The organism is Flavobacterium sp. W21_SRS_FM6 (assembly GCF_052119645.1).
GTDB lineage: Bacteria > Pseudomonadota > Gammaproteobacteria > Enterobacterales > Alteromonadaceae > Paraglaciecola.
Genome location: NZ_JBGQOM010000001.1, coordinates 660,640 through 685,567, shown reverse-complemented (window position 1 = coordinate 685,567; position 24,928 = coordinate 660,640). Strand labels below are relative to the sequence as shown.

Sequence of the window (24,928 nt, the reverse complement as noted above, 5' to 3'; positions counted from 1 at the left end):
AGTCAATAACCCATGGTGTAACCAACGGGGCGGTGATTTTTTAATCACTCTGGTTTTACGCTATCATTGAGAAAATCGTTTGTCAACGTTGTCATGTTAATTTGTCAACGTTGACATTTTTGATGTCAGAAAGGGCTAAGTCGCAACCAAGTTTGGCTTAGTCGGCAAGTTGAAACACGGAATCTCGCTCAACAAGGTCTAATTGAAAGCCATAAGACTTTGGTTTAGCGCAGGGAGCATCCAACATCAAATCAATCAGAAACGCCGCGGCTTTTGCCGCGATATCGGCGTTGGGTTGATGCACCGTGGTTAATTTAGGCCAAGTCTGACGGGAAAAGGGACTGTCTTCAAAACCTACGATGGAAATGTCTTCAGGAACACGTAAATTTCTTAAGCGTGCAGCAAAAATAGCACCAGCTGCAATTTCGTCATTACAAGCAAAAATAGCTGTAGGTCGCGGTTTCTTCTCCATCAGCTTATTCGTCATTTCTACGCCGGATTCAAAGGTGAATTCACCGGGTAAGATAATGTTTTCATCTATTTGTATCGATGATGTTGCTAGCGCCTTCCGATAGCCAGTTAGCCTTCCTTCACTCGACATATGTGAGAGCTGATGGCCTATAAAAGCAATGCGTTTATGCCCGCAAGTGAGCAGGTGGTTGGTAATTTTTTGTCCGGCATTGATGTCATCCACATAGATGGTTGGCGATAAGCTATCCGGCGCTTGTGAGCCAGATAGAATTCTCACAACCTTAGCGTCGAGGTTCAGCAAGTAGGTAATCAGTTGATTATTTTCAGACAGAGGTGGGGTGAGAATAACCCCACCAATTAAGTTGGTTCCTATCATTGACGCTAAGTCTTTTTTTACTTGTTCTGAATGAGAGTCGGTAGGGTGGATTACTAACTCAAAACCTTTTTTTCGGCACTCACTCAAGATGCCGTTTTGCATTTCTATTACGTAATGGCTATTTGGATTGTCATACACAAACGCGATAGATTTAGGAGCGCGCCGCATGACTTGGGCCGTACGGTTAGGTTGGTAGTTTAATTGCTCGATGCAAAGTTGAACTTTGTTTTTGACTTGTTCACTCACACACGATTCTCCGTTCACCACACGGGATACTGTTTTAAAAGAAACACCGGCTAGTTTTGCCACATCCTTGATAGTTGGTTTTTTCATTCATTCTCACATTCTTGGCCACCCAAAGTGTTAGCAGCATAGAGATTTTACCGGTTTGTCGCAAATACTCTTATTCATTGTGCCGCAATGGCTGCAACGTTATAACGTGGCATCATTCTCTTAAACGCTGAATAAATAACCTTGACAACGTTGACATTGAATGGGTAAGGTAGCAAGCATAAGCAACACTGGCAGGTAATAGGCGTAGCCGATGATATGCGAGTTAAATATTAAGAAGGACAGCGATGAAACCTAGTAGCTCTCGACTCTTTGCCTTAGATATATTTCGAGGTTTGACCATTATATTTATGATTATGGTCAACAGTCCCAACACTTATGGGCAATTTTCTCATGCCTATTGGGACGGGGTTCTGTTTGCCGATGTGGTATTTCCTTTTTTTATCATCATCGTAGGTGTTGCTATCAGCCTAGGTTTAAAGAATTTTAAGCCGGGTATTGATGACCCTGCCACCATCATGAAGAAGGTACTTAAACGAAGCATTATCATGTTTTTACTGGGTATGGCAGTTAACCTGATTTATTTGCATTTTAGCGATATTAGGGTGCTTGGCGTGCTGCAGCGTATTGCCATTGTGTACTTAGTTTGCTCCTTTTTATGTTTGTATTGCTCTACCTCGCAGTTGGTTAAACTCAGTATTTTCATCTTGGTCAGCTACTGGTTATTTATTTTATTTGTCCCCGCTCCTGGTATGGAGGCTGGCCAGTTGCTCCGTGGAAAAAACATCGTCAATTGGTTTGATATGGCTTATCTGCCAGGCATGTTGTGGCGCGGCGATTGGGATCCTGAAGGTGTGCTGAGTACCTATCCCGCTATTGTCACCGGCGTCATTGGCGTACTGATGGGTAAAATCATTCTTCGTAAACAGCAAGATTTACCGTATCTGGTTATGAGTTTATTTGTATTTGGTTTTGCTTGCGCTTTGCTAGGTGGAATGTGGAGTTTATGGTTTTTACCCATTAAGCAAATCTGGTCTAGCTCATTCGTGCTCATTACTGGTGGTATTGCGAGTATGTCCTTGGCGTTTTTAATGTGGTGTACCGATATCAAGCAATACCGCCGCTTTACCTATGTTGCTCAAGTTTTTGGCGCCAATGCTATTACTGCCTACGTTCTGCACATTATTTTTGAAAAGTTACTCGACCTAAAAATACATGGCATATCTGTTCTGGGGGCCTATGAAACGTTGACACATAGTCTTGGCATTAGCCCCTTTTTCAGCTCTGCGATGTGGATTGCGATGTTTTTATGTCTGTGTTTTGTGCCGGTTTGGGTGCTGTATAAAAAGCAGATCTTCATAAAAATTTAATGTGATTGAGTCATCCGTATTTTGAAAATTTCAGTTAAGAGTAGGTAACGTGGACAAAGGTAAACAACTTTTTATTGGTATAGACGGCGGTGGCACCAAGTGCCAAGCGCGTTTAGAAAACGCACAAGGTGAGTTGTTGGGCGAAGGATTATCGGGATCTGCCAATCCTGCGCGAGATAGCCAAGTAGCCAAGCAATCAATTCTTACGTCGAGTTTGCTCGCTTTACAACAAGCTGGATTGGGTGAAGATGACTTCAGTCGCTCCTCTGTTGTGCTGGGTTTAGCCGGGGTTAATATTCCAAAATACCGATCATTGATAGAAGAGTGGCAACACCCTTTTGCCAACATGTATTTGACCACTGACTTACACATTGCCTGTTTAGGGGCCCATGGCGGCAACGACGGTGGAATTATTATAAGCGGTACAGGTTCATCGGCGTTTTCGGTGGTAAGGGGAAAACATACTATTGTGGGCGGCCATGGTTTTCCCTTGGGGGATAAAGGCAGTGGCGCGTGGTTGGGCTGGCAGGCTTTGGTTTATACCCTTGAAAGTTTAGACAAGATGCGCATACCGTCAGGCCTAACCGAGCACATAGCTCAGCATTTCAATGCGCATAGCGCCACCGATATTGTAGGGTATGCACTAAAATTTGCGCCTGCTGAATACGCCCAATTTGCACCGCTTGTATTGAAGTTTTATGAGCAGGCTGATGCCAATGCAGTGCTAATTGTTGGTGAGGCGGTGGGCTATTTAGAACATCTTATCCAGCGGGTTAACCATACCCAGCCCCCTCGCATCGCAATGATCGGCACAATCGCCAAACGCCTTTGTGGGTATTTTAATGCACAGACGCAAACCTTACTCAGTACACCGCTATGCTCACCAGAAACAGGTGCGGTGCAATTAGCCAGAACCTTATTTAAGAAGAAGTCATCATGACCACAAAAAAAAGTTTAATGCTTCAAGAAGTCAGTGAAACGCCAGAGCGATTTCGCGTACATGCCGCGGCGCACGTAAATCTCTATTTTAATTTGGCCAAGCAGATACGCGCCTTTTCTCCAGAATATGTCTATATTGTGGGGCGTGGTACCTCAGACCATGCGGGTGTGTATGCTAAGTATTTGATTGAAGTTGAATTAGGTATTCCCGTGTCATCTGCAGCGCCATCGGTCGCGAGTATTTTTGGAAAGTCTTTGGATCTAAAACGAGCCTTGGTGATTATTATTTCGCAATCGGGTCGCAGCCCAGACGTGCTTGCGCAAGCAAAAGCGGCAAAAGCATCAGGCGCCTTATGTGTTGCTTTAGTTAACGATGAGGCGTCGCCACTCGCTGACATTGCTGATGTATTTATTCCTTTATTAGCGGGCCCTGAAAAAGCCGTTGCAGCAACAAAAACCTATTTATGCACCTTATTTAGTATTTTAAATATTGTGGCTCATTGGAAAAATGACGAAAAACTCTTGAGCCTCATGACTACTTTGCCGACCTTAATGGCACAAGCACAGGCCTCGAAGCCGCAATTACACTTAGATGTATTACAAAATTTACGCCATTGCGTGGTGTTAGGTCGAGGATTTGGTTATGCCATCGCCCGCGAGATTTCACTCAAAATTAAAGAGATTTGCGCCATTCAAGCCGAAGCTTTCAGTAGTGCAGAATTTTTACACGGGCCTATTTCTTTGTTAAACAAACAGATGACAATTATCGATATCAGTGTCGTTGACGAAAGTATTGTTGCGCATAGTGAGCAGATAGACGAAATTAAAGCCCGTGGTGGCAAGGTATGCACCTTGTCTTTTTTTGATGCCGATACCTCACCGCGTTTTTTGCCTTTGTTGATCATGCAGCGTTTCTATTTGGATATTGAGCATATTGCTCAGCAAATGGGCTGCGATCCCGATAATCCCGTTGGTTTAAATAAAGTGACCCAAACTCGATGAACGATGTGACCCACAATTACTTTGCAGCGCGCTTTTTCGATGGTGAAAAACTACTTTTAAATGTTAGTTTCACCATCAAAAACGGCATCATTAATAGCTTACGTGCCAATAGTCTGGCTAGTGACACGGCCGAAGTACTCGATGGTTTGGTGAGTCCCGGATTTATTGACATTCAAGTTAATGGCGGTGGCGGTGATTTATTTAATAGTACACCAAACGTAAACACCTTAAATACCATGGCAACGGCCCATCTGCAATTTGGCACTACTTCCATGCTACCAACGGTGATCACAGATAGACTGAGCGTGATGGAAGAGGCAGCAGAATCCATCGCTAGCGTGATGGCTGCACAACATTCAATTATTGTTGGTGTGCATTTTGAAGGGCCGCATTTATCTCTGCCTAAACGCGGCATTCACAGTGCAGAGTATGTGCGCGCACTCACAGACAAAGAGTTACAGGTTTTTAGCCGTACTGATTTGGGTAAGGTGGTGGTAACTGTTGCACCTGAAACCGTTGCGCCGGATGTGATTAAAGAGTTAAGCGCACGTGGTGTTTTAGTCTTTTTAGGCCACTCAAATACTGATGCCGAAACCGCCCTCAAAGCGATAGAAGCCGGCGCAGTTGGTTTTACCCATTTATATAATGCGATGTCGCCATTAACCAGCCGTGAACCGGGCATGGTAGGAGCGGCTTTGTCTGCGCAGCAAGCCTATTGCGGTATTATTGTTGATCACCATCACGTCCACCCACTGAGCGTTAAACTGGCGTATCAGTGTAAGGGCGCACAACGTATGATTTTGGTCACCGATGCAATGGCGCACGTGGGCAGTGATATGCAACAACTGCCTTATATGGGCACGGTTATTCAGCGGGAAGGGTCAAAGTTGACCTTACCAGATGGCACACTGGCTGGCTCTGCACTTGATATGATTGGCGCGGTGAAAAACTGTCATTTTGATTTACAGATTCCTTTAGTAGACAGTTTAACAATGGCCACCTCCACGCCTGCTCATTTACTTAATGCCCAGCACCGTTTGGGATATTTACGCGTGGGACAGCAAGCTAATATGTTGCTGCTCGACGATGCGTTATCGATTACCCACTGCTGGGTGAACGGCATAAAACAACATAATTATAACATGTAAAAGGAAGAGCCGATGCAAGCACGATTAACCTATGGCAATTGGATGCCATTAGTCATCATAGGATCACTGTTTTTTGTTTTTGGATTTATAACGTGGTTAAACGGTGCGTTGATACCGTTTTTACAAATTGTTTGCCAGCTTGGTGAAATTCAAGCTATGTTGATCGCCTTCAGTTTTTATATTGCTTATGTAGTGATGGCGCTGCCTATGTCGTATATTCTGGAAAAAAGCGGATATAAAAATGCCATGTCAATTGGCTTAGGTCTTATCGCTGCGGGTTGTTTGTTATTTATTCCAGCAGCCAAGTCTCAAGCTTTTAGCATCTTTTTGTTTGCGCAATTTGTTGTTGGTTCAGGGCTTACCATTTTACAAACAGCGTCAAACCCTTATTTAGTGAAAGTGGGTCCGCAAGAGTCTGCTGCAGCGCGAATTTCTATCATGGGGCTTCTCAATAAAGGTGCAGGTGTGCTTGCTCCGATTATCTTTACCTTTCTGATTTTGGGTGAATTTGAAGGCATTAGCGCTAAAACATTTGAATTGCTTAGCCCTGCTGAACAAGCAAGTCAAATAACCATCATGTCAGACAACCTAATTTTGCCTTATTTGGGTATGGCTATCGCGCTAAGCTTACTTGCCGTTGCCTTGCGTTTTTCAGATTTACCTGAGCTCGATTTAGAACATGAAGCGCAGAGTCTGCAAGTAAGTCACTCAGACAAAACGTCTGTGTTGCATTTCCCACATTTGATTCTTGGGGTCGTTACCTTGTTTTTCTACGTAGGTGTTGAGGTTATTGCCGGTGACACCATTGGTTTATTGGGCTCGGGCTTGGGCGTTGAAAATGCCACTTCATTGACCTCATTTACCATGTTTTTTATGGTAATGGGTTACCTGCTGGGCTTGTTTTTAACGCCGCGGTTTATTTCGCAAAAAACCTTACTGATTGCTTCAGCAGTTTCAGGAATCGCATTTTCAATCTGTGTGATTTATTCAAATCCAGCCCACTTCGGTGTGTCTGAAATGTTGTGGGGCTGGTTGGGTATCCAAACCATTCCTAATACCGTTGCCTTTGTCGCATTATTGGGCTTATCGAACGCCATTGTATGGCCTGCGGTGTGGCCTTTGGCCTTACAAAATTTAGGTTACTTTACCGCCAAAGGTTCAGCCTTACTGATCATGGGAATTGCGGGTGGTGCGATTCTCCCCATGGTGTTTGGCGTGCTTTCTTCTCACTACAGCCCCATTGATGCTTATTGGATGATGGTGCCCTGTTATTTGTTCATTTTGTTTTATGGCATTAAAGGCTGCAGCATGACAGAGTGGCGACGCGCTTAATGACATAAAAAAGCAGTAATAAACACGCAACTGCCTCTACAATCGCTTTTTATGTAGCTTGTATTACTGGCTAAGTTAAGTGGAGGTCGATGGGCGTTTTGCCTGGCTGACCACCTACCTCCCGCACTAACTTGGGGACCAAATAACCGGGTAAAGCTTTAATGAGCTCAGCCATTAATGTTTGAGCATGCGTTTCGGGGCAATCAAAATGACTGGCGCCTGCTACTTTATCTAATAGGTGTAAGTAGTAGGGTAATACGCCACTGGCAAATAATGCTTCACTGAGGGCGATTTGCTGCTCGACTTGATCGTTTATGCCTTTCAGTAATACGGCTTGATTTAATAAAGTGACGCCGGCCTGTTTTAATTTTGTGAGCGCTTGCTTGAGCTTATCATCAATTTCGTTGGCATGATTAATGTGTAGTACCAGGATGGGCTGCAAGCGACTTGCTGTGAGCCATGAAATTAATTCATCGGTGACACGTGAGGGTATCACCACCGGTAAACGAGTATGGACACGCAAGCGTTTAATGTGTCCAATGGCAGCAATTTCTTCGGTTAGCCATTGCAAAAAATCATCTTTCGCCATTAGGGGATCGCCCCCTGAATAAATAACCTCGTTTAACTGAGTATCAGCTTTGATGTAATCCAGGGCAGTGCGCCATTCTTTGCGATTTAAATGGTTATCGCCATAGGGAAAATGACGACGAAAACAGTAGCGGCAATTAACCGCACAACCACCGCGTATCAACATTAGCAAACGACTTTTGTATTTATGTAGAATGCCCGGTTGTACGTTTTCATGTTCATCCAGCGGATCGGCCACAAAATTTGCGGCTTTTTGGAATTCTAATTGGCTGGTAAAAACCTGTTTAAATAAGGGGTCATTGGCATCTCCTTTGACCATTTTATCGGCAAAGGGACGAGGCACACGCAAGGGAAATAGCGACCTTGCTTTAATGTCGTCGGCAAAGTCATCAGCGGGCAGTTGTAGGTAATTAAGTAGAGTAATAGGGTCTGAAAACGCCATTGCGAGTTCTTTTTGCCAGTTATGCTCTACAGCGATGATTTTTTTAGGTATTATTTGCAACAATTATTGACTCAGTATTTTATCTTCACGAGGACACATGGCTAATATCAGCACAAACGAGTTCAAAGCGGGCCTTAAAATCATGCTCGACGGCGAACCTTGCAACATTCTAGAAAATGAATTTGTTAAACCTGGTAAAGGCCAAGCCTTTAGCCGTGTAAGAATTCGCAAATTGATTTCAAATAAAGTACTCGAAAAAACCTTCAAATCTGGTGATACCGTAGAAAGCGCAGACGTCATGGATACTGACCTAGCCTATCTGTACACCGATGGTGAATTTTGGCACTTTATGAACAATGAAACCTTTGAGCAAATCGCTGCTGATTCTAAGGCATTAGGCGATAATCTTAAATGGTTAGTTGAAAATGATCTTTGTACGATTACCTTGTGGAATGGCACACCCATTGCGGTTAGCCCACCTAATTTTGTTGAACTAGAAATTGTTCAGACCGATCCCGGCCTTAAAGGGGATACCGCTGGTACTGGTGGAAAACCCGCAACCTTATCAACGGGGGCTGTTGTTCGAGTACCTTTGTTTGTTCAACAGGGTGAAATTGTTAAAGTGGATACGCGTAGCGGAGAATATGTGTCGCGAGTACAAAAGTAGTCACCGCTTTATGTCGGTAAAAAGCTCACTTAGGTGAGCTTTTTTATGAGTAAAACACCATAGTCAGATATTTGAGTCATGAGCATGAACCCAACAAATCATTGGCAACCGTCTGCAAATATTGATGTGTTGCGCCAGCGGGCCGACATCTTAAAAAAAATAAGGCAGTTTTTTGATGAGCGAGACGTACTAGAAGTAGACACACCGGCTTTATGCCACGGGAGTGTTACCGATCTCAATTTGCGCGCTTTTAGTTGCCAGTTTGACGATCCTCTTTCCCCTAATGTCACCCAATTATATTTACAAACCTCTCCCGAGTTTGCCATGAAACGTTTATTGTGTGCAGGCAGTGGCGCGATCTACCAGCTAAGCAAAGCTTTTAGAAATGAAGAGGCTGGACGTTTACATAACCCAGAATTTACCATGCTTGAATGGTATCGCCCTGACTACGATCATTACATGCTGATGGATGAAGTGGAGATCTTGGCTTGCAGCATTTTAGGCACTGACAAAGCACAGCGCCTTACGTATCAACAAGCCTTTAAGCAAATCTTGCACTTTGATCCGTTGCTGGATGATATGCACAACTTAAAAGCCTTATGTGATTCACTCGGTTATGCTGAACTGGCGGCAAATGAAAATGACGTTGATGTATTACTGAACCTGTTGTTTAGTCAGCATATTGAGCCGGCTATTAGTCAAGATACGCTGTGTTTTGTTTATGATTTTCCAGCCAGTCAAGCGGCTTTAGCTAAGCTTAATTCAACAAACCCTTTAGTCGCAGAGCGCTTTGAACTTTATTATAAGGGGGTAGAGTTGGCTAATGGCTTTAACGAGTTAAGTGATGTTAAAGAGCAGCGCAGACGCTTTGAAGTAGATAATCATAAAAGGCAACAAGCAGGCTTGCCGACTATTGCAGTAGACGAATTTTTTCTGAGCGCATTACAACACGGTTTGCCTGCTTGTTCAGGCGTGGCAATGGGCATAGACCGACTTGTTATGTTGGCTTTAGATTGCCAGCAGATTTCAGAGGTACTAGCCTTTGGTTATGCAAATGCGTAATTTTTTATTTCTTAGGGGTAACGATGCAAACGGATAAGGTACTACTTTTCCAAAACGAGTGGCAGACTTTACAAAATCAGTCTGACAGCTATGAAAAACTCTCTTTATTGATTAAGTTAGTGAGCATAACCTTGAGCTGCTTATTGTGGTTTAGCTTACACGCGGGTTTGTGGGCATTAGTTATCATTGCGATACTGTGGTTGCAAGATGCCATCTGGTGTACCTTTCAAAATCGAATTGCCCAACGTTTACTGGTGGTCGAAGAAGCGATTCATCAAAATATATGTGGCGATTACCAGGCCAATTTATTGCCTTTTCAATTCAATCAAAGTTGGCTTGCGTCTCGCCCAAGCGGCAAAGCACTGGTCGGTGAATATATACACCAAGGTTTAAGGCCTACCGTGGCCTATCCCCATATTATGCTGATATTTATGTGTATCGCGCTTTGTATGGTGGGGGGCAATTAAGTCAAATGCCCAGTATTGAAACCCTCGTTACCGCACGACTATCATTGCGTTCATTAGGCTTAACGGATGCGGATTTTATTTATGCGCTAGTGAATGAGCCTGATTGGCTCACCTATATTGGCGACAAAGGCGTGCATAATCTCGAGGACGCCACACGTTATATCCAAACAGGACCTCATGCTATGTATAGGCAACATGGTTTCGGTTTGATGGTGGTTGAAACGCTCAGCGAGCAGAGGCCAATTGGTTTGTGCGGCCTATTGCAGCGGGACAATCTGAGTATGCCGGATATTGGTTTTGCTTTTTTAGCACAAGCCCGAGGGCAGGGCTATGCGTTGGAAGCAGCAAAGGCAATCATTGATAATATGTTTGAAAAAACAAGTGTGCTTTTATTAGCGGCTATTACAGCAAAAAATAATCAACCTTCTATGGCCTTATTAGCAAAACTCGGTTTTGTGTTCAAAAGTTTGCACCATATGGATGAGAAGGATGCCGGCAGTAATTTGTTCGAACTCAGTAAAGCCGATTGGCTTAAAACTCCATAGGTAAAATAGTCGCGCGCTGCAAGATGACTTTTTCTACTGGTACGTCTGACCAGCCCCACGTTGGATCAACGTGTGTGGGCACCAATGACATTGCGTCTACTACCTCGTAGCCTTCGACAACTGAACCAAATACGGCATATCCCCAATAGCGTCCTGGATCTAATGTGACGTTATCTTCCATATTAAAAAAGAACTGACGGTTGGCGGTATGCGGGTCGTCCTGCCGAGCCATGGCGATAGTGTATTTTTCATTTTTCAGGCCGTTACCTGACTCATTAAAAATATTGCCATAGGAAAACAGTTCAGCAAAGTTTTCATCATAACCGCCGCCTTGCACGACAAAGTCGATTACCACGCGGTGGAATATCGTGCCCTCATAACTACGTTTTTGCACATACCGCAAAAAATTGTTTACCGTAATAGGTGCTTTTTTACGATTAAGTTCAACGATGATATCGCCCATTGAAGTTTCAAATTTTACCCTTGGGTAATAATTACCAGCTTGGATTTGCGAGCCATCATCTTTAACTGCGGCCAGGCAAAAAGTGGAAAGAAGAGTGAAAACCATAAAAAGCGCACTACGAAACATACAAGACCTTTGAATTAAGCGATATTTAACACCGGAAAGGATGCAAGCTATCAAAATTCGATGGTTTTCACAAAGTGAACGTGATTTGTTATGAATTAAAGAGAAATTGGGCTGCGCAAAAAAGCAAAGCCGCAGAGCGTGGCTTTGTCAAATAGTTGAGACTATGCAAGGGTATCAATAATATTATTATTGATAGTTTGGTAAGTAGTGCCCAATACGCTATTTAATGCAGCCAAAAAGAGTGCCCGACCTCTTCATTAGACATACTTGAAGCGCTCGTTTTCAGCTCTTCGTGCTGTTCTTCACTAAGAGGCTTTAACGTGGAGGAGACTGTGTCTTGTTCATCTGCTGTTAAGATCGACATTGCACTTTCTAAACCCGGCGGTGTGCTGCCAGGAGGAGGTAGTTGATTGCTGACACAACTTTGAGCGTTTCAAGCATGGGGCATCTATATGCATTTAGCATACTCCTATTATCATTAAAATGACGTTGATTGTTTATGAATACCTTGCTCCTCTCATTACGTCCTATTCTTTGGGTGGGCTTTGGTGTCGATCTTTCGCCGGAACCGCCACCAATTGTTCATCAATTATTTTGCAAGTGGCTTCAAGTGTATCGCCGCGGGGTGTTTCTATGCTGTCTGAGTCACCTTCAACCCTACCTTCACAGGCAGTGAAGGCTTCTGGAGGTGGCTTATGCCCTCGTTTTTGTTTATCTTTTTCCGCCATTGTCGAGCATGAAACGGTGGTGAGAAGACAGCATAAGATTAAGGGATAAAGTCCTTTCATAATATTCCTAAGGTTGAATGAATCGAGGCCTATCATGGCATCTTAATATGCAGGAAATGTGCAGAACTTAAGGATAAATGTAGGATTTACTCATTTTAATGACTGCAATAGTAGAATGTAAATGCGGGCTTACTGTATTTTAAATAATCAACCACAGTAAGCAGCAAATGCGGCTACTTAGTCGCCGTGTAAATACTAAACTTTTGGTTACTTGCGGTATGCTTGACTCCACCAAACATGCGTTTTAATTTTGCCGGATAGTCTAAATGTCTATTGCCAACAATGATAAGTTCGCCGCCAGATGTGAGCGCCTTTTTAGCGTCACTGAACATTTGCAGAGCGATATGGTCGGTAATGGTATTTTGTTGATGAAAAGGTGGGTTACACAATACGAAGTCTACAGGTTCATAGCGTGAGTTTTGTAAATATTCATCAAGACAGTTACTGACAATAAAGTCACAGCGTGTCAACGCATCAGGTAAATTGTTTTTTATGTTTTCTCTTGCAGAGTCAATGGCCATGTAAGACTCATCAACAAAGATAACGCGAGCCTGCTGATTGTTATGCAAAACATGCAAACCGAGTACACCATTTCCGCAACCTAAATCGATGAGTGTTTTATTGCCTACCTTCGGAAGATGCTCAAGCATAAAGCGAGCTCCAATGTCTAATTGCTGGCGTGAAAACACATTAGCGTGATTGATTAAGCGAAATGCGGGTTTTTCAGTCGACCAAACGGTGGGATATGGAGAGTTATGCTTTAACGTTGTGGAGGGCTGACAAAAGATGAGTCTAGCCTTCTTCTTGGCTAATGAGGTAGTGGTGGGGCCAAGGTATTTTTCAAATAACGCTAAGGTAGATTTTTGAATAGCCAAGATCTTACCTGCCGCAATTATTTGGGTTGTCGGTGTGACAATATTTTGTAGGGCGATAAGTTGTTGCTCAAGCAAAGCGGTAGTTTTAGGAACTTTAATCAGCACTATATCACTAGGTGTTTCAATAAGATCCAAGCAGTGATTGAAGCGTATAGTGTCTGTTTGTAGTCCATTTTTAGTCAGATTCATCAGACAGGACTGACGAGCAACAAATGAATCGCTGATCCAACTTATATGGTGAGCGGCAAACCAGCAGGCTAGGGCGCCAAAATCATCATTGTAAATACTGATGGTGCTTTGCGTTGAATATGAGGGTAAAGACTGAACATACTCTATCAGGTATTCGTCTGCGGCATCCCAAGCCTGCCAACTAGGATGCTGTAGTTGTGGTGGGTATCTAAGAAGTGTCAGGCTCTTATCTAACAGAGTTAAACTGGCTTTCATTAATTATATTACCTCTGTGAGGGGCTAAGGTATGCAACAAGAACTCTTTGATACGCAAGGAGTAGACGAAGGCATTCAACTCAATATGAAGGATGCAGATGTCAGCTATTATCCTAGTTTTTTGCTTGCTGACCAAGCGCTACATTACTTTAATGTGCTTAGCCAACAATTGACTTGGCGCGAAGAACACATTCAATTATACGGAAAGTTGTTTAAAGTGCCCCGTTTACAAGCGTGGTATGGGGATGATGATGCCAGCTATCGATACTCAAATTTAAGTATGCAACCCAATAACTGGACTGGTTCACTGCTTGAACTAAAAGCATTATGTGAGCATAAAACACAACATTCGTTTAATTCAGTGTTAGCTAATTGGTATCGAGACGGACAAGATAGCATGGGTATGCATGCAGATAATGAACCTGAACTTGGACACAGGCCTTGTATTGCTTCCCTGAGTTTGGGGCAGGAGCGCACCTTAGTTTTTGCTCATAAACACAGTAAAGAAAAACTGCGCTTATCATTGGCATCGGGTAGCTTATTGATTATGAGGGGAAAAACTCAAGAATATTGGCTGCATGGCATTGCTAAAACAAAAAGGCCGCTATTGGGAAGGATTAATCTGACGTTCCGCAGTATTATTAATTAAGGTGGTATTGGGCTTTTTTGACAAGCAAAAAAATAACTCACTATGGCTCAATGGCTTAGCATCAAATATCGAAAAATAGTCAAAAACTGATTTTTTTAGTGGGTAATTAGGACTAAATTTAAGAAGTAGGCCACTCATAGCCAAAACCACTAGTTGGTTAACGTGTTTAGATAACTTTGGTCTCAGGGAGAATAAATGAATATTCAAAACAACATCGAAAAAAAGCTACTTGAACACTTCGAACCCGCGCATTTAGAGGTGATTAATGAAAGCTATATGCATAATGTACCAAGTGGTTCAGAGAGCCATTTTAAAGTCGTGTTAGTCACCCCAAAATTTGCCGGAGAGCGGCTCATAAATCGTCATCGAGCGGTCAATGCCGTTCTAAAAGAAGAGTTAGCTCACCATATTCATGCTCTAGCTCTGCATACCTACACTCATGATGAATGGCATCATCTATATGGCGCCGCACCTGACTCCCCCAAATGCCTGGGTGGCATGCGAAATCAAGCCTAACCGAAGCTAAAGTGCGCTATCTGTTGTCTATTGGCAGTTAGCGCCGACGCTTCGCTTCTTTTATTTCATTTTTTCTAAAACAGCTTGTTGTGCCGTGTTGGTAGAATTTCAGCTCGTTTTGACTGTGTATTTTCAGCCAATATAGTAGATAATAAAGACAAATTGCAGCTAATTGCTGAGATAGTAGGCATCACTGTAGCTGTTCAGATCTGTTATTTTGTTTTGAACGAGTAGACTAACGCCAGTTAAAAATAGTAGGGAAAAAACATGATTATTAAGCCCAAAATTCGAGGCTTTATTTGTACGAATGCGCATCCTATTGGCTGTGCAGCGAGCGTAAAACAGCAAATAGCTTATGTTCAAGCACAAGGTGAGTTAAATAATCCACCAAAAAACGTATTGGTTATCGGATGTTCGACTGGTTACGGACTTGCTTCAAGAATTACTGCCGCGTTTGCTGGTGGTGCGAATACTTTAGGTGTGTGCTTTGAAAAACCGCCCAGTGATAGAAAAACGGCCACTGCTGGTTGGTACAACACGGCCGCTTTTCATCAAGAAGCTCAAGTTGCTGGTTTGTATGCCAATACGCTGAACGGTGACGCCTTTGGCAAGGAAATGAAACAGCAGGTTATCGATACATTAAAAGCTGATATGGGCAAAGTTGACTTGGTTATTTATAGCTTGGCTTCTCCCCGTAGAACGGATCCAGAGACAGGTGAAGTGTATAAATCAACACTAAAGCCAGTGGGGCAAAGCTATAAAACCAAAACCTATGATACTGATAAAAATCTAGTGCATGAAATTGAACTAGAACCTGCTAATGATGAAGAGATAGAACAAACGATTAAAGTCATGGGTGGCGAAGATTGGGAGCTATGGTTAAACGCACTAGCTGAAGCTGATTTGCTTGCTGAGGGTTGCAAAACCACAGCTTATACCTACGTGGGTAAAGAATTAACGTGGCCGATTTATGGTCAAGCTACTATTGGTCGCGCTAAAGAAGACCTAGACCGTGCTGCGGCGGCTATTACTAAGACCAAAGCAGATAAAAAGGTTCAGGCTTATGTGTCGTCTTTAAAAGCCTTAGTAACTCAAGCTAGTTCGGCTATACCGGTTATGCCTCTGTATATTTCTCTCATCTATAAAGTGATGAAAGAAGAAGGCACACATCAAGGCTGTATAGAACAAATCTACGATTTATTTGCTGAGAAACTCGTTAAAGAACAGCCGGATACTGATGATCTGGGACGTTTGTACATGAACGCAAAAGAAACCAATGACAGTACCCAAGCTAAAATCAAATCATTGTGGGATCAGGTGACTCAGGATAATTTTCACCAATTAAGTGATTATGCTGGTTATCATCATGAATTTTTACGCCTTTTTGGTTTTGACATTGAAGGCGTTGATTATGATGCCGATGTTGAACCCTTAGTTGAATGGTAAAATGTAACTTTTGATAGATAAAAATAGAAAACCGCTTTCTAGCGGTTTTTTATTCTTGCGTCTTTTGTGTTAGATTGCGCCGCCAAATAAATTGAAAATTTGATATAAATACATAAAAAGTACATAAAAAAAGTGTTTAAACAATAATTTGCATGGCAGATAGGCTTGGGTTGGTGCTAAAATTCCTTTGCTAATCTTTAGGGGTTGATCTTTATTTAGGGCTTTAAGAATAAATAAAGCAAGAGCAAGGTAGCAAATCATAGAGCCGCGGGCTATTTCAGCGGAGTTAATACAAGACACATCACGATTAGATTTTTAGTTGGGCTCATAGGGTGTAACAACAAGAGTCTAATCGTGCTGTGTATTAAATAGAGTAGTGCAATTGCTTATGATAAAAATCACGAAAGGGCTAGACCTCCCCATCGAGGGAGTGCCACAACAAACTATCCATGAGGGCAATCAGGTAAGCCGGGTTGCTATTTTGGGGGAAGAATATATTGGCATGCGTCCTACGATGCATGTCCAAGAAGGCGATGTAGTGAAAAAAGGTCAAGTTCTTTTTGAAGATAAAAAGAACCCCGGCGTATTATTCACTGCTCCTGCTGCCGGAAAAGTGGTTGAGGTTAATCGCGGTGCAAAACGAGTTTTGCAATCTGTGGTTATCGAAATCGACGGTAACGAAAGCGAAGTATTTTCTAAGTATAGTCAGTCTGAGCTTGCTTCTCTTGACGCCAGTAAGGTGCAAGAGCAGTTAGTGAAGTCTGGTTTGTGGACAGCAATACGCACTCGTCCATTTAGCAAGTCTCCCGCCTTAGATAGCAAACCTAAATCAATATTTGTTAGCGCAATGGATACCAATCCACTTGCCGCTGACCCACAAGTCATTATTGCTCAGCGCAGTGAAGATTTTGTTAATGGTTTGCAGGTGATAAGTCAGCTAACAGAAGGTAAAGTTTTTGTAGGCAAAGCGCCTGATGCAACTATTCCAACTGGCTCAGTGAGTAAAGTTTCGGTTAATCAGTTTGCTGGTCCTCACCCTGCTGGTTTGGTGGGTACACATATCCATTATTTGGACGGTGTTGGTGCCAATAAAAAAGTGTGGCATGTCGGTTACCAAGACGTAATTGCTATCGGTCACTTGTTCACAACTGGTGAGCTTGATTCAACCCGTGTTGTATCGCTTGCAGGTCCGGAAGTGAAAGTGCCTCGCTTAGTGAAAACTCTATTAGGTGCTGATCTTGCTCAATTAACTGCAAACGAGATCAATGAAGGGGATTTAAGAGTCCTTTCTGGATCAGTGTTGATGGGTAACAAAGCCACCGGCGTTCACGGATACTTAGGTCGTTTCCACGTACAAGTTTCAGTATTGCGTGAAGGTCGTGAAAAAGAATTGTTTGGCTGGATAAAGCCTGGTGCAAATCAACACTCAGTGACAAGAGCCTATCTTGCTCACTTGAATCCTAAACGTCTGTTTAAAATGACCACAACAACTAATGGTTCTGACCGTTCAATGGTACCTATTGGAAACTACGAGCGGGTTATGCCCCTTGATATTCTGCCTACTTTATTGCTCAGAGATATGATCGCTGGCGATACTGATGGTGCGCAGACACTAGGGTGCTTAGAACTAGACGAAGAAGATTTGGCATTGTGTACCTATGTTTGCCCAGGCAAATATAACTACGGGCCTATCTTGCGTGATTGTCTTGATAAGATTGAGAAAGAGGGTTAAGTCATGGGTTTAAAAGCGTATTTAGAAAAGATTGAACCTGATTTTGAAGCGGGCGGTAAGTACGAAAAGTTTTATGCTTTGTACGAAGCGGCAGCAACTATTTTTTATACCCCAGGTAAGGTAAACAAAGCCAATACTCACGTACGTGATAGCATCGATCTAAAACGTATTATGATTATGGTATGGATGGCAACGTTTCCAGCCATGTTTTACGGTATGTATAATATCGGACACCAAGCACATAACGCTATTTTAGCAGGAGCGGGTGCGATGCCTGATATGTGGCAGGCGGCTTTGTTTGCCTCTTTAGGTGGTCAGATAGGCTTGGAAAGTACTGGCGGTTTAGCCATGTTCTTATACGGAGCTTGTTTCTTCATTCCTGTTTATGCCGTTACTTTCATTGTTGGTGGTTTTTGGGAAGTGCTGTTTGCATCAGTACGTAAGCACGAGATCAACGAGGGTTTCTTTGTTACCTCGGTATTATTTGCCTTAACTCTACCTGCCACGATTCCGCTATGGCAAGTTGCCTTGGGTATCACCTTTGGTGTGGTTATTGCCAAAGAAGTATTCGGTGGTACGGGTCGTAACTTCTTGAACCCAGCTTTGTCTGGTCGTGCGTTTTTGTATTTCGCTTACCCTGCACAAATTTCAGGTGATGCCATTTGGACTGCCGCTGACGGCTTCTCTGGTGCAACTTGGTTGAGTAAAGCTGCATCTGGCTCAGTAAGTGATTGGAGCATTAATGCAGACTGGTGGGATGCATTTTTGGGTAATATTCAAGGTTCAATGGGTGAAGTATCAACCTTGGCCATAATGTTAGGCGGTTTGTTTATTATCTATCTACGGATTGCGTCTTGGCGGATAGTACTCGGAGTGTTACTCGGTGGGGCAGCCTTCAGTTTATTGCTCAACCTTATTGGAAGTGATACCAACGCCATGTTTGCAATGCCTTGGTACTGGCATTTAGTTACTGGTGGCTTTGCTTTCGGTATGTTCTTTATGGCTACAGATCCGGTTTCCGCGTCGTTTACTAACACTGGTAAATGGGCATACGGAATTATGATTGGTGCGATGTGTATTATGATCCGCGTAATCAACCCCGCCTTCCCTGAAGGTATGATGTTAGCGATATTGTTTGCAAATTTATGGGCACCCTTATTTGATTACTTTGTTGCCCAAAGCAATATAAAACGGAGGATGGCACGTGTCGGCTAAAAAAGAAACTTTAGGTAAAACGATAGGCGTTGTACTAGCCGTCTGTTTGGTATGTTCAATTATTGTTTCGGGGGCGGCTGTTGGTTTACGTAGCTTGCAAGAAACGAACGCTGACCTAGACCAAAAATCAAATATTATTGAAGCTGCTGGTTTACCTGTCACAAGCGATTGTAATGTTGCTTGTGCTTTTGACAAATACGTTGAAGAGCGCTTTGTTGACTTGAGCACAGGCAAATATGTCGAAGTAAGTGATGACTTTGATATGTATAAGGCAGCTAAGAAAGAAGACTACAGCGTTAAAGTTGAAAACAGCAATGTTGGCTTCCAATATCGCTCAAGTGTAGCAAATGTCTTTTTGGTTAAAGATGAAGCTGGTGCGGTAAATCGCATTATATTGCCTGTGAATGGGAGTGGCTTGTGGGATATGATGTATGGCTACCTAGCATTAGACGTTGATGGTAATACCATTCGTCAGTTGGTCTATTACAAGCAAAAAGAAACGCCTGGATTAGGCGGCGAAGTACAAAACCCCAGCTGGAAAGCACAATGGGACGGCAAAAAACTTTATAAGGATGGCGAAGTGGCCATTCAAGTAAAGAAGAATGCTGACTCGTCCAGCGACTATGTGGTTGATGCCTTATCGGGAGCTACTTTAACCAGTAACGGTGTACAAAATACACTTGATTATTGGGCAGGCGATAATGGTTACGGACCGTTCCTCAAAAATCAGACTTGGAAATCATAAGGGCTTTGTACAATGGCTGAAACTAAAGAAATGAAAAAGGTACTGTTCGGGCCAATCCTGGACAATAACCCTATCGCATTGCAAGTTCTGGGCGTTTGTTCTGCACTAGCAATTACTACAAAATTAGAAACTGCTTTGGTAATGGGTTTGGCTCTTACTACGGTAACTGCGTTTTCTAATCTTTTTATCTCGTTAATTCGGAATCAGATTCCTTCGAGTGTACGAATCATCATTCAGATGACTATCATTGCTTCACTGGTAATCGTGGTTGACCAAATTCTGAAGGCCTACAGTTATGAAATATCAAAGCAGCTTTCGGTGTTTGTTGGATTAATCATTACTAACTGTATCGTTATGGGCCGAGCTGAAGCTTATGCCATGAAGAGTCCACCCTTTATGTCGTTTTTAGACGGTATCGGTAACGGTCTGGGCTATTCGTTAGTTCTTATTATTATCGGCACAATTAAAGAACTATTTGGCTTCGGTACTATTTTGAACTTTGAAGTGTTATCACTAGTTCAAAATGGCGGTTGGTATCAAGGAAACGGTTTGTTAATTTTACCTTTTAGCTCATTCTTCTTGATTGCTGGTTTAATTTGGGTGATTCGTACTATTCGTCCTGAACAAGTCGAGCCGAAGGAGTAATTCATGGAACATTACATTAGTATTTTCGTCAAATCCGTGTTCATCGAGAACATGGCCTTGTCTTTGTTTTTAGGTATGTGTACTTTTTTGGCGGTATCGAAAAAAGTTAAAACTGCCATGGGTTTAGGCGTAGCGGTTATCGTGGTTTTAGGTATCTCTGTACCTGTCAACCAAGTTATCTATGTAAATATTCTTGCTCCTGGTGCCTTAGCATGGGCAGGGTTTCCTGATGCTGACCTTAGCTTTTTGAGCTTTTTGACTTTCATCGGCGTAATAGCTGCGTTAGTACAAATTTTGGAAATGACTCTAGATAAGTTTTTCCCTGCTTTGTACAACGCGTTAGGTATTTTCTTACCTTTAATTACCGTTAACTGCGCTATCTTCGGTGGTGTAGCGTTCGCGGTACAACGTGAATACAACTTCAGTGAAAGTATTGTTTATGGTATCGGTAGTGGTTTAGGTTGGGCGATTGCAATCACCTTATTGGCAGCGGTGCGTGAAAAACTGAAATACGCTGACATGCCAGAAGGCATCAGAGGATTAGGTTCAGTGTTTATGATCGCGGGTTTAATGGCCTTAGGCTTCCAGTCTTTCACTGGTATTTCACTGTAAACCACATCGAGTAGGAGTAATTATTAAATGAATCCAAATGAAATATACCTTGGTGTTGGCATGTTCATCGTCATCGTATTGGCTTTGGTTGCAATCATTATGTTTGCAAAATCGAAACTAGTACCAGAAGGCGATATCACTATCACCATCAATGGTGACCCAAATAAACGTATCACGGCACAATCTGGCGACAAGTTATTAGGCGTATTAGCGAATAATGGCATCTTTGTATCTTCAGCTTGTGGTGGTGGTGGCTCATGTGGTCAGTGCAGAGTTGATGTTACGTCTGGTGGCGGTGAGATTCTGCCTACCGAGCTTGACCACATAAGTAAAAAAGAAGCGAAACATGGTTGCCGTTTGTCTTGTCAGTTGTCTATTAAACAAGATATGGAAATTGAGTTAGAAGAAGAGATTTTTGGTATCAAAAAATGGGATTGTGAAGTTATTTCTAATGACAACAAAGCCACCTTTATCAAAGAACTTAAACTTAAGATTCCAAATGGCGAAAGTGTTCCGTTCAAAGCAGGTGGCTATATTCAAATTGAGGCACCAGCGCACCACGTTAAGTATAGTGAGTTTGACGTACCTGAAAAATACCGTGGAGACTGGGAACGTTTTGGCTTCTTTAACATAGAATCAAAAGTTGATGAAGAGACAATCCGCGCTTATTCAATGGCCAACTACCCCGAAGAAGAGGGTATTATTATGTTGAACGTGCGTATCGCTACGCCGCCACCTAATAATCTTACGCTTCCAGCTGGTAAAATGTCGTCTTATATCTGGAGCTTAAAAGAAGGAGACAAAGCGACAATTTCTGGTCCTTTTGGTGAATTCTTTGCAAAAGAAACAAAAGCAGAAATGGTATTCGTTGGTGGTGGTGCTGGTATGGCGCCGATGCGCTCACACATTTTCGACCAACTACGTCGCTTAAAAACTGATCGTAAAATTACCTTTTGGTATGGCGCTCGTTCATTGCGCGAAATGTTTTATGTAGAAGACTTTGACATGCTAGCCAAAGAAAACGAAAACTTTGAATGGCACGTTGCATTGTCAGATCCTCAACCTGAAGATAACTGGGAAGGTTACACTGGTTTTATTCACCAAGTATTATTAAAAAATTACTTGCAGGAGCATCCCGCACCTGAAGATTGTGAATTCTATATGTGTGGACCACCCATGATGAATGCAGCAGTGATTAACATGCTGAAAGAGTTGGGTGTTGAAGACGAAAACATCATGTTAGATGACTTTGGTGGCTAAGATCTTCGCTTAATGCAAAGTCACTATAAGTAAAAATAGTTAAAAGGGGCGAGAGCCCCTTTTTCTTTAGTTTAAAATTGTAAGTGGAAATCTACTATGTATCTCGGCATTAGGTCATTGGTCAGTATTTTGTTGGTGGTTTTACTCAGTCAGTGTTCTCCCACCAACCAAGCTGAAATATATCTCAGCGGTCCTACTATGGGGACCGTTTACAATATTAAATATGTACCAAACGGCAATATTGAGTCGGCAAAGTTGCAACAAGAAATAGATTCAGCGCTACTACAGGTGAATAAACTTATGTCGACCTACATGGCTGATTCAGAGCTATCTCGCTTTAATCAGTGGCAAAGTACCGAACCATTTCCATTGTCACCTCAAACATTAAAAGTGATGGAAGAAGCTAAGCGTCTCGGCGCCCTGAGTAAAGGCGTCCTAGATGTCACCGTTGGACCTTTAGTCAACTTGTGGGGGTTTGGACCAGAAGCTAGACCTGAAAGGGCGCCTAGCGAGGAACTTGTCGCCAATGTAAAAGCGCGAACTGGCTTAGACAAGTTGCTACTGACTACAACGAGTGCAAGCAAAACTGAGCCTACTTTATATGTTGATTTATCTACTATAGCTAAAGGTTACGGCGTAGATCTTGTCGCAGAGCTACTAGATGAGCATCACATAGTAAATTACTTAGTTGAGATTGGTGGTGAGATGCGCCTCTCAGGAAAAAAAATTAATGGGGCTGATTGGCGGGTGGCCATAGAAAAGCCGATTACACAAGAAAGGGCTGTTGAGCGGATTATCAGTGTCGGCAATAATGGCATAGCGACCTCAGGCGATTATCGAAATTACTTTGAGGTTGATGGAGTCAGGTACTCTCATTTAATTGACCCCTCCACCGGCAAACCCATTACCCATAATTTGGTATCGGTAACGGTTGTCGATCCTTCTTGTATGACGGCAGATGGTTTAGCAACAGCGCTAAGTATAATGGGTAAAGACAAGGCGTTAGCATTGGCTGCTGAAAATCAGATCGCAGTATTATTGATAACTAAAGAAGGGGATGAATTTAAAGAGTATACTAGTCCTATGTTCGACAAAATCGTCACTGAATATTAAACAGGATTTATTATGAGTACTTTTATTTTAGCATTCGTGTTTTTTGTCATAGTGGTTGCCGCTATGTCAGTGGGCTATTGGGTGCAGAAAAAAACAATTAGTGGCAGTTGTGGTGGTCTTGGCGCATTGGGTATTGCAAAAGCCTGTGATTGTCCGGAACCTTGTGATCGAAAGAAAGCCCGCATGGAAAAAGAAGAGCAGCGCCAAGAAAAACTTAACGAGTGGAAGAAAAATCAAATACTATAAGGCCTAATACTTTTTTAGTTAGCACCTAAGCCGGTACGTTGTTATCGGCTTTTTTATGGCATTTGATTTAAGCGCACAATACTGCTTGATATGAATAAACATGGATGAATTCACAAGAATTTGTATTGACTTGTAATATCAGTGTTGCAAAATACTGTAATAATAAACAGTGTTTGTGCTTATGAAGAAAATCATACACATCGATATGGATTGTTTCTATGCAGCCGTAGAGATGCGTGACAATCCTGATCTACAAAATGTTCCCTTAGCCATTGGTGGAAGCCAGGACAGGCGTGGCGTAATCTCAACTTGTAATTATATCGCCCGTCAATTTGGGGTGCGTTCTGCAATGGCAACAGCACATGCCTTTAAACTTTGTCCAAACTTAGTGTTAGCGCCAGGACGGATGGATGTTTATGCCCAAATATCTCAACAAATTCGCGCAATATTTAGCCGCTACACGGATAAAATAGAACCATTATCGTTGGACGAAGCTTATCTCGATGTCAGTGAGTCTACCTTACATGGCGGAAGTGCTACTTTAATCGCGCAAGATATTCGCCAAGCTATTTACAATGAAACCCAATTAACTGCTTCTGCTGGTGTCGCTCCTTGTAAATTTGTCGCCAAAATAGCCAGCGATGAAAACAAACCTAACGGTATATGTGTCATCCCGCCAACAAAATTAGACGACTTTGTCAGAAAGCTGCCCTTAGGTAAAATTCCTGGGGTAGGGAAGGTGACACTAGAGAAACTAAATAAGATGGGCCTTTATAGCTGTGAAGACATCAGAACATTTCCGTTTGACGATTTGATTAAACGATTTGGTAAATTTGGTTTAGTGATATGGTCAAGAAGTCATGGCGAAGATGAACGTGAATTACAGGTTGATCGACAACGAAAGTCGGTTGGGGTCGAACGCACCTTATCTCAAGATATTACAAGTATGGATGATTGCAGAACCGTCACTCATACCTTATTCCCCATGCTTAAAAAGCGCTTAATAAAATCGAGCCCAGATCTTCGCATACAAAGCCAAGGTATAAAAATTAAATTCAGTGACTTTCAGCAAACTACAGTGGAGCATCGTTGTCATATATTGAATGAGCAATATTTCGATGAACTACTTGCAGAGGCCTTAGCAAGAAGCGCCGGCAGAGGAATTCGTTTAGTGGGATTGCACGTTAGCTTATTAGCAGACAGTCAGGTTCAGCAGCTCACTTTTGATTTTAATTTAACTGGTTCAATCTAGGGTTTTAGCAAGGTTTGTGTTGTTAGTCATCATCATACGTTGAATTAGCCTAGAGTAAGCATCATTTTAAGATTTACATCACATTAGTCAGTGTTTTATGT

General features: G+C 42.5%; 27 protein-coding genes. 21 read left to right on the top strand and 6 right to left on the bottom strand.

Annotated features, from left to right (window positions below):
- Positions 1–157: 157 nt before the first annotated feature.
- Positions 158–1,180 (bottom strand): LacI family DNA-binding transcriptional regulator, encoded by a 1,023-nt coding sequence (locus ACEN2L_RS03090; protein WP_441741658.1) that lies wholly within the window; start codon positions 1,178–1,180, stop codon positions 158–160.
- 245 nt (positions 1,181–1,425) lie between these two features.
- On the opposite strand from ACEN2L_RS03090, the gene ACEN2L_RS03085 reads away from it, so the two are divergent.
- Genes ACEN2L_RS03085 through ACEN2L_RS03065 form a run of 5 tightly spaced genes read left to right on the top strand, consistent with a single transcriptional unit; the run spans position 1,426 to position 6,929 of the window.
- Positions 1,426–2,508 carry an acyltransferase family protein gene (locus ACEN2L_RS03085; protein ID WP_441741657.1) on the top strand — a complete coding sequence of 361 codons (1,083 nt, stop codon included), beginning with the start codon at positions 1,426–1,428 and terminating at the stop codon, positions 2,506–2,508.
- Between the two features lie 49 nt (positions 2,509–2,557).
- On the top strand, positions 2,558–3,448 hold the full coding sequence (locus tag ACEN2L_RS03080; protein ID WP_441741656.1) for a BadF/BadG/BcrA/BcrD ATPase family protein: 891 nt from the start codon (positions 2,558–2,560) through the stop codon (positions 3,446–3,448).
- Positions 3,445–4,449: a glucosamine-6-phosphate deaminase NagB-II gene (gene nagB-II, locus ACEN2L_RS03075; protein WP_441741655.1), complete on the top strand. Its 1,005-nt coding sequence runs from the start codon at positions 3,445–3,447 to the stop codon at positions 4,447–4,449. The genes ACEN2L_RS03080 and nagB-II overlap by 4 nt, the downstream gene beginning before the upstream one ends.
- A complete protein-coding gene (nagA, locus tag ACEN2L_RS03070) occupies positions 4,446–5,597 on the top strand; it encodes an N-acetylglucosamine-6-phosphate deacetylase (protein WP_441741654.1) in 1,152 nt (383 codons plus the stop codon). Before nagB-II ends, nagA begins: the two co-directional genes overlap by 4 nt.
- Positions 5,598–5,609: 12 nt before the next feature.
- Positions 5,610–6,929: a sugar MFS transporter gene (locus ACEN2L_RS03065; protein WP_441741653.1), complete on the top strand. Its 1,320-nt coding sequence runs from the start codon at positions 5,610–5,612 to the stop codon at positions 6,927–6,929.
- A 70-nt stretch (positions 6,930–6,999) separates the two neighbouring features.
- Here ACEN2L_RS03065 and epmB read toward each other — a convergent pair whose 3' ends face one another.
- The gene (epmB, locus tag ACEN2L_RS03060) at positions 7,000–8,022 is read right to left on the bottom strand and encodes an EF-P beta-lysylation protein EpmB (protein ID WP_441741652.1); all 1,023 of its coding nucleotides are present in this window, start codon (positions 8,020–8,022) and stop codon (positions 7,000–7,002) included.
- A 34-nt stretch (positions 8,023–8,056) separates the two neighbouring features.
- Between epmB and efp the strand changes: the two genes are divergently transcribed.
- From efp to ACEN2L_RS03040, 4 genes are all read left to right on the top strand, one after another.
- Positions 8,057–8,626, top strand: coding sequence for an elongation factor P (gene efp, locus ACEN2L_RS03055; protein ID WP_306023121.1), 570 nt, complete (start codon positions 8,057–8,059; stop codon positions 8,624–8,626).
- 84 nt (positions 8,627–8,710) lie between these two features.
- The gene (gene epmA, locus ACEN2L_RS03050) at positions 8,711–9,688 is read left to right on the top strand and encodes an elongation factor P--(R)-beta-lysine ligase (RefSeq protein ID WP_441741651.1); all 978 of its coding nucleotides are present in this window, start codon (positions 8,711–8,713) and stop codon (positions 9,686–9,688) included.
- Positions 9,689–9,711: 23 nt separating this feature from the next.
- On the top strand, positions 9,712–10,155 hold the full coding sequence (locus tag ACEN2L_RS03045; RefSeq protein WP_441741650.1) for a hypothetical protein: 444 nt from the start codon (positions 9,712–9,714) through the stop codon (positions 10,153–10,155).
- Positions 10,156–10,160: 5 nt separating this feature from the next.
- Positions 10,161–10,700 (top strand): GNAT family N-acetyltransferase, encoded by a 540-nt coding sequence (locus ACEN2L_RS03040; protein ID WP_441741649.1) that lies wholly within the window; start codon positions 10,161–10,163, stop codon positions 10,698–10,700.
- On the opposite strand, the gene ACEN2L_RS03035 is transcribed toward ACEN2L_RS03040, so the two are convergent.
- The 4 genes from ACEN2L_RS03035 to ACEN2L_RS03020 all read right to left on the bottom strand — a co-directional run bounded on the left by ACEN2L_RS03035 (position 10,687) and on the right by ACEN2L_RS03020 (position 13,396).
- Entirely contained in the window at positions 10,687–11,289 is a 603-nt protein-coding gene (locus ACEN2L_RS03035; RefSeq protein ID WP_441741648.1) for a peptidylprolyl isomerase, read from the bottom strand. The genes ACEN2L_RS03040 and ACEN2L_RS03035 overlap by 14 nt on opposite strands.
- Before the next feature lie 223 nt (positions 11,290–11,512).
- Positions 11,513–11,653 carry a hypothetical protein gene (locus ACEN2L_RS03030; RefSeq protein WP_441741647.1) on the bottom strand — a complete coding sequence of 47 codons (141 nt, stop codon included), beginning with the start codon at positions 11,651–11,653 and terminating at the stop codon, positions 11,513–11,515.
- 163 nt (positions 11,654–11,816) lie between these two features.
- Positions 11,817–12,077 carry a hypothetical protein gene (locus ACEN2L_RS03025; RefSeq protein WP_441741646.1) on the bottom strand — a complete coding sequence of 87 codons (261 nt, stop codon included), beginning with the start codon at positions 12,075–12,077 and terminating at the stop codon, positions 11,817–11,819.
- A 173-nt stretch (positions 12,078–12,250) separates the two neighbouring features.
- Positions 12,251–13,396: a methyltransferase gene (locus ACEN2L_RS03020; protein WP_441741645.1), complete on the bottom strand. Its 1,146-nt coding sequence runs from the start codon at positions 13,394–13,396 to the stop codon at positions 12,251–12,253.
- Between the two features lie 31 nt (positions 13,397–13,427).
- Here ACEN2L_RS03020 and ACEN2L_RS03015 point away from each other — a divergent pair, with 31 nt between their 5' ends.
- The 12 genes from ACEN2L_RS03015 to dinB all read left to right on the top strand — a co-directional run bounded on the left by ACEN2L_RS03015 (position 13,428) and on the right by dinB (position 24,827).
- Positions 13,428–14,045 carry an alpha-ketoglutarate-dependent dioxygenase AlkB family protein gene (locus ACEN2L_RS03015; protein WP_441741644.1) on the top strand — a complete coding sequence of 206 codons (618 nt, stop codon included), beginning with the start codon at positions 13,428–13,430 and terminating at the stop codon, positions 14,043–14,045.
- Between the two features lie 195 nt (positions 14,046–14,240).
- Positions 14,241–14,561, top strand: coding sequence for a transcriptional regulator BolA (gene bolA / locus ACEN2L_RS03010; protein WP_306023721.1), 321 nt, complete (start codon positions 14,241–14,243; stop codon positions 14,559–14,561).
- A gap of 267 nt (positions 14,562–14,828) precedes the next feature.
- A complete protein-coding gene (gene fabV, locus ACEN2L_RS03005) occupies positions 14,829–16,007 on the top strand; it encodes an enoyl-ACP reductase FabV (protein ID WP_306023722.1) in 1,179 nt (392 codons plus the stop codon).
- A gap of 388 nt (positions 16,008–16,395) precedes the next feature.
- Positions 16,396–17,739 carry a Na(+)-translocating NADH-quinone reductase subunit A gene (locus ACEN2L_RS03000; RefSeq protein WP_441741643.1) on the top strand — a complete coding sequence of 448 codons (1,344 nt, stop codon included), beginning with the start codon at positions 16,396–16,398 and terminating at the stop codon, positions 17,737–17,739.
- A gap of 3 nt (positions 17,740–17,742) precedes the next feature.
- On the top strand, positions 17,743–18,954 hold the full coding sequence (locus ACEN2L_RS02995) for an NADH:ubiquinone reductase (Na(+)-transporting) subunit B (RefSeq protein WP_306023724.1): 1,212 nt from the start codon (positions 17,743–17,745) through the stop codon (positions 18,952–18,954).
- The gene (locus tag ACEN2L_RS02990; protein ID WP_306023725.1) at positions 18,944–19,699 is read left to right on the top strand and encodes a Na(+)-translocating NADH-quinone reductase subunit C; all 756 of its coding nucleotides are present in this window, start codon (positions 18,944–18,946) and stop codon (positions 19,697–19,699) included. Before ACEN2L_RS02995 ends, ACEN2L_RS02990 begins: the two co-directional genes overlap by 11 nt.
- Positions 19,700–19,711: 12 nt before the next feature.
- On the top strand, positions 19,712–20,344 hold the full coding sequence (locus tag ACEN2L_RS02985) for an NADH:ubiquinone reductase (Na(+)-transporting) subunit D (RefSeq protein WP_306023726.1): 633 nt from the start codon (positions 19,712–19,714) through the stop codon (positions 20,342–20,344).
- A 3-nt stretch (positions 20,345–20,347) separates the two neighbouring features.
- Positions 20,348–20,956 (top strand): NADH:ubiquinone reductase (Na(+)-transporting) subunit E, encoded by a 609-nt coding sequence (nqrE, locus tag ACEN2L_RS02980; protein WP_306023727.1) that lies wholly within the window; start codon positions 20,348–20,350, stop codon positions 20,954–20,956.
- Positions 20,957–20,983: 27 nt separating this feature from the next.
- Positions 20,984–22,216: an NADH:ubiquinone reductase (Na(+)-transporting) subunit F gene (gene nqrF, locus ACEN2L_RS02975; protein ID WP_306023728.1), complete on the top strand. Its 1,233-nt coding sequence runs from the start codon at positions 20,984–20,986 to the stop codon at positions 22,214–22,216.
- Between the two features lie 96 nt (positions 22,217–22,312).
- Positions 22,313–23,329: an FAD:protein FMN transferase gene (locus ACEN2L_RS02970; protein ID WP_441741642.1), complete on the top strand. Its 1,017-nt coding sequence runs from the start codon at positions 22,313–22,315 to the stop codon at positions 23,327–23,329.
- Positions 23,330–23,341: 12 nt separating this feature from the next.
- Positions 23,342–23,575 carry a (Na+)-NQR maturation NqrM gene (gene nqrM, locus ACEN2L_RS02965; protein WP_306023730.1) on the top strand — a complete coding sequence of 78 codons (234 nt, stop codon included), beginning with the start codon at positions 23,342–23,344 and terminating at the stop codon, positions 23,573–23,575.
- Between the two features lie 181 nt (positions 23,576–23,756).
- Positions 23,757–24,827: a DNA polymerase IV gene (dinB, locus tag ACEN2L_RS02960; RefSeq protein WP_441741641.1), complete on the top strand. Its 1,071-nt coding sequence runs from the start codon at positions 23,757–23,759 to the stop codon at positions 24,825–24,827.
- Positions 24,828–24,928: the final 101 nt, after the last annotated feature.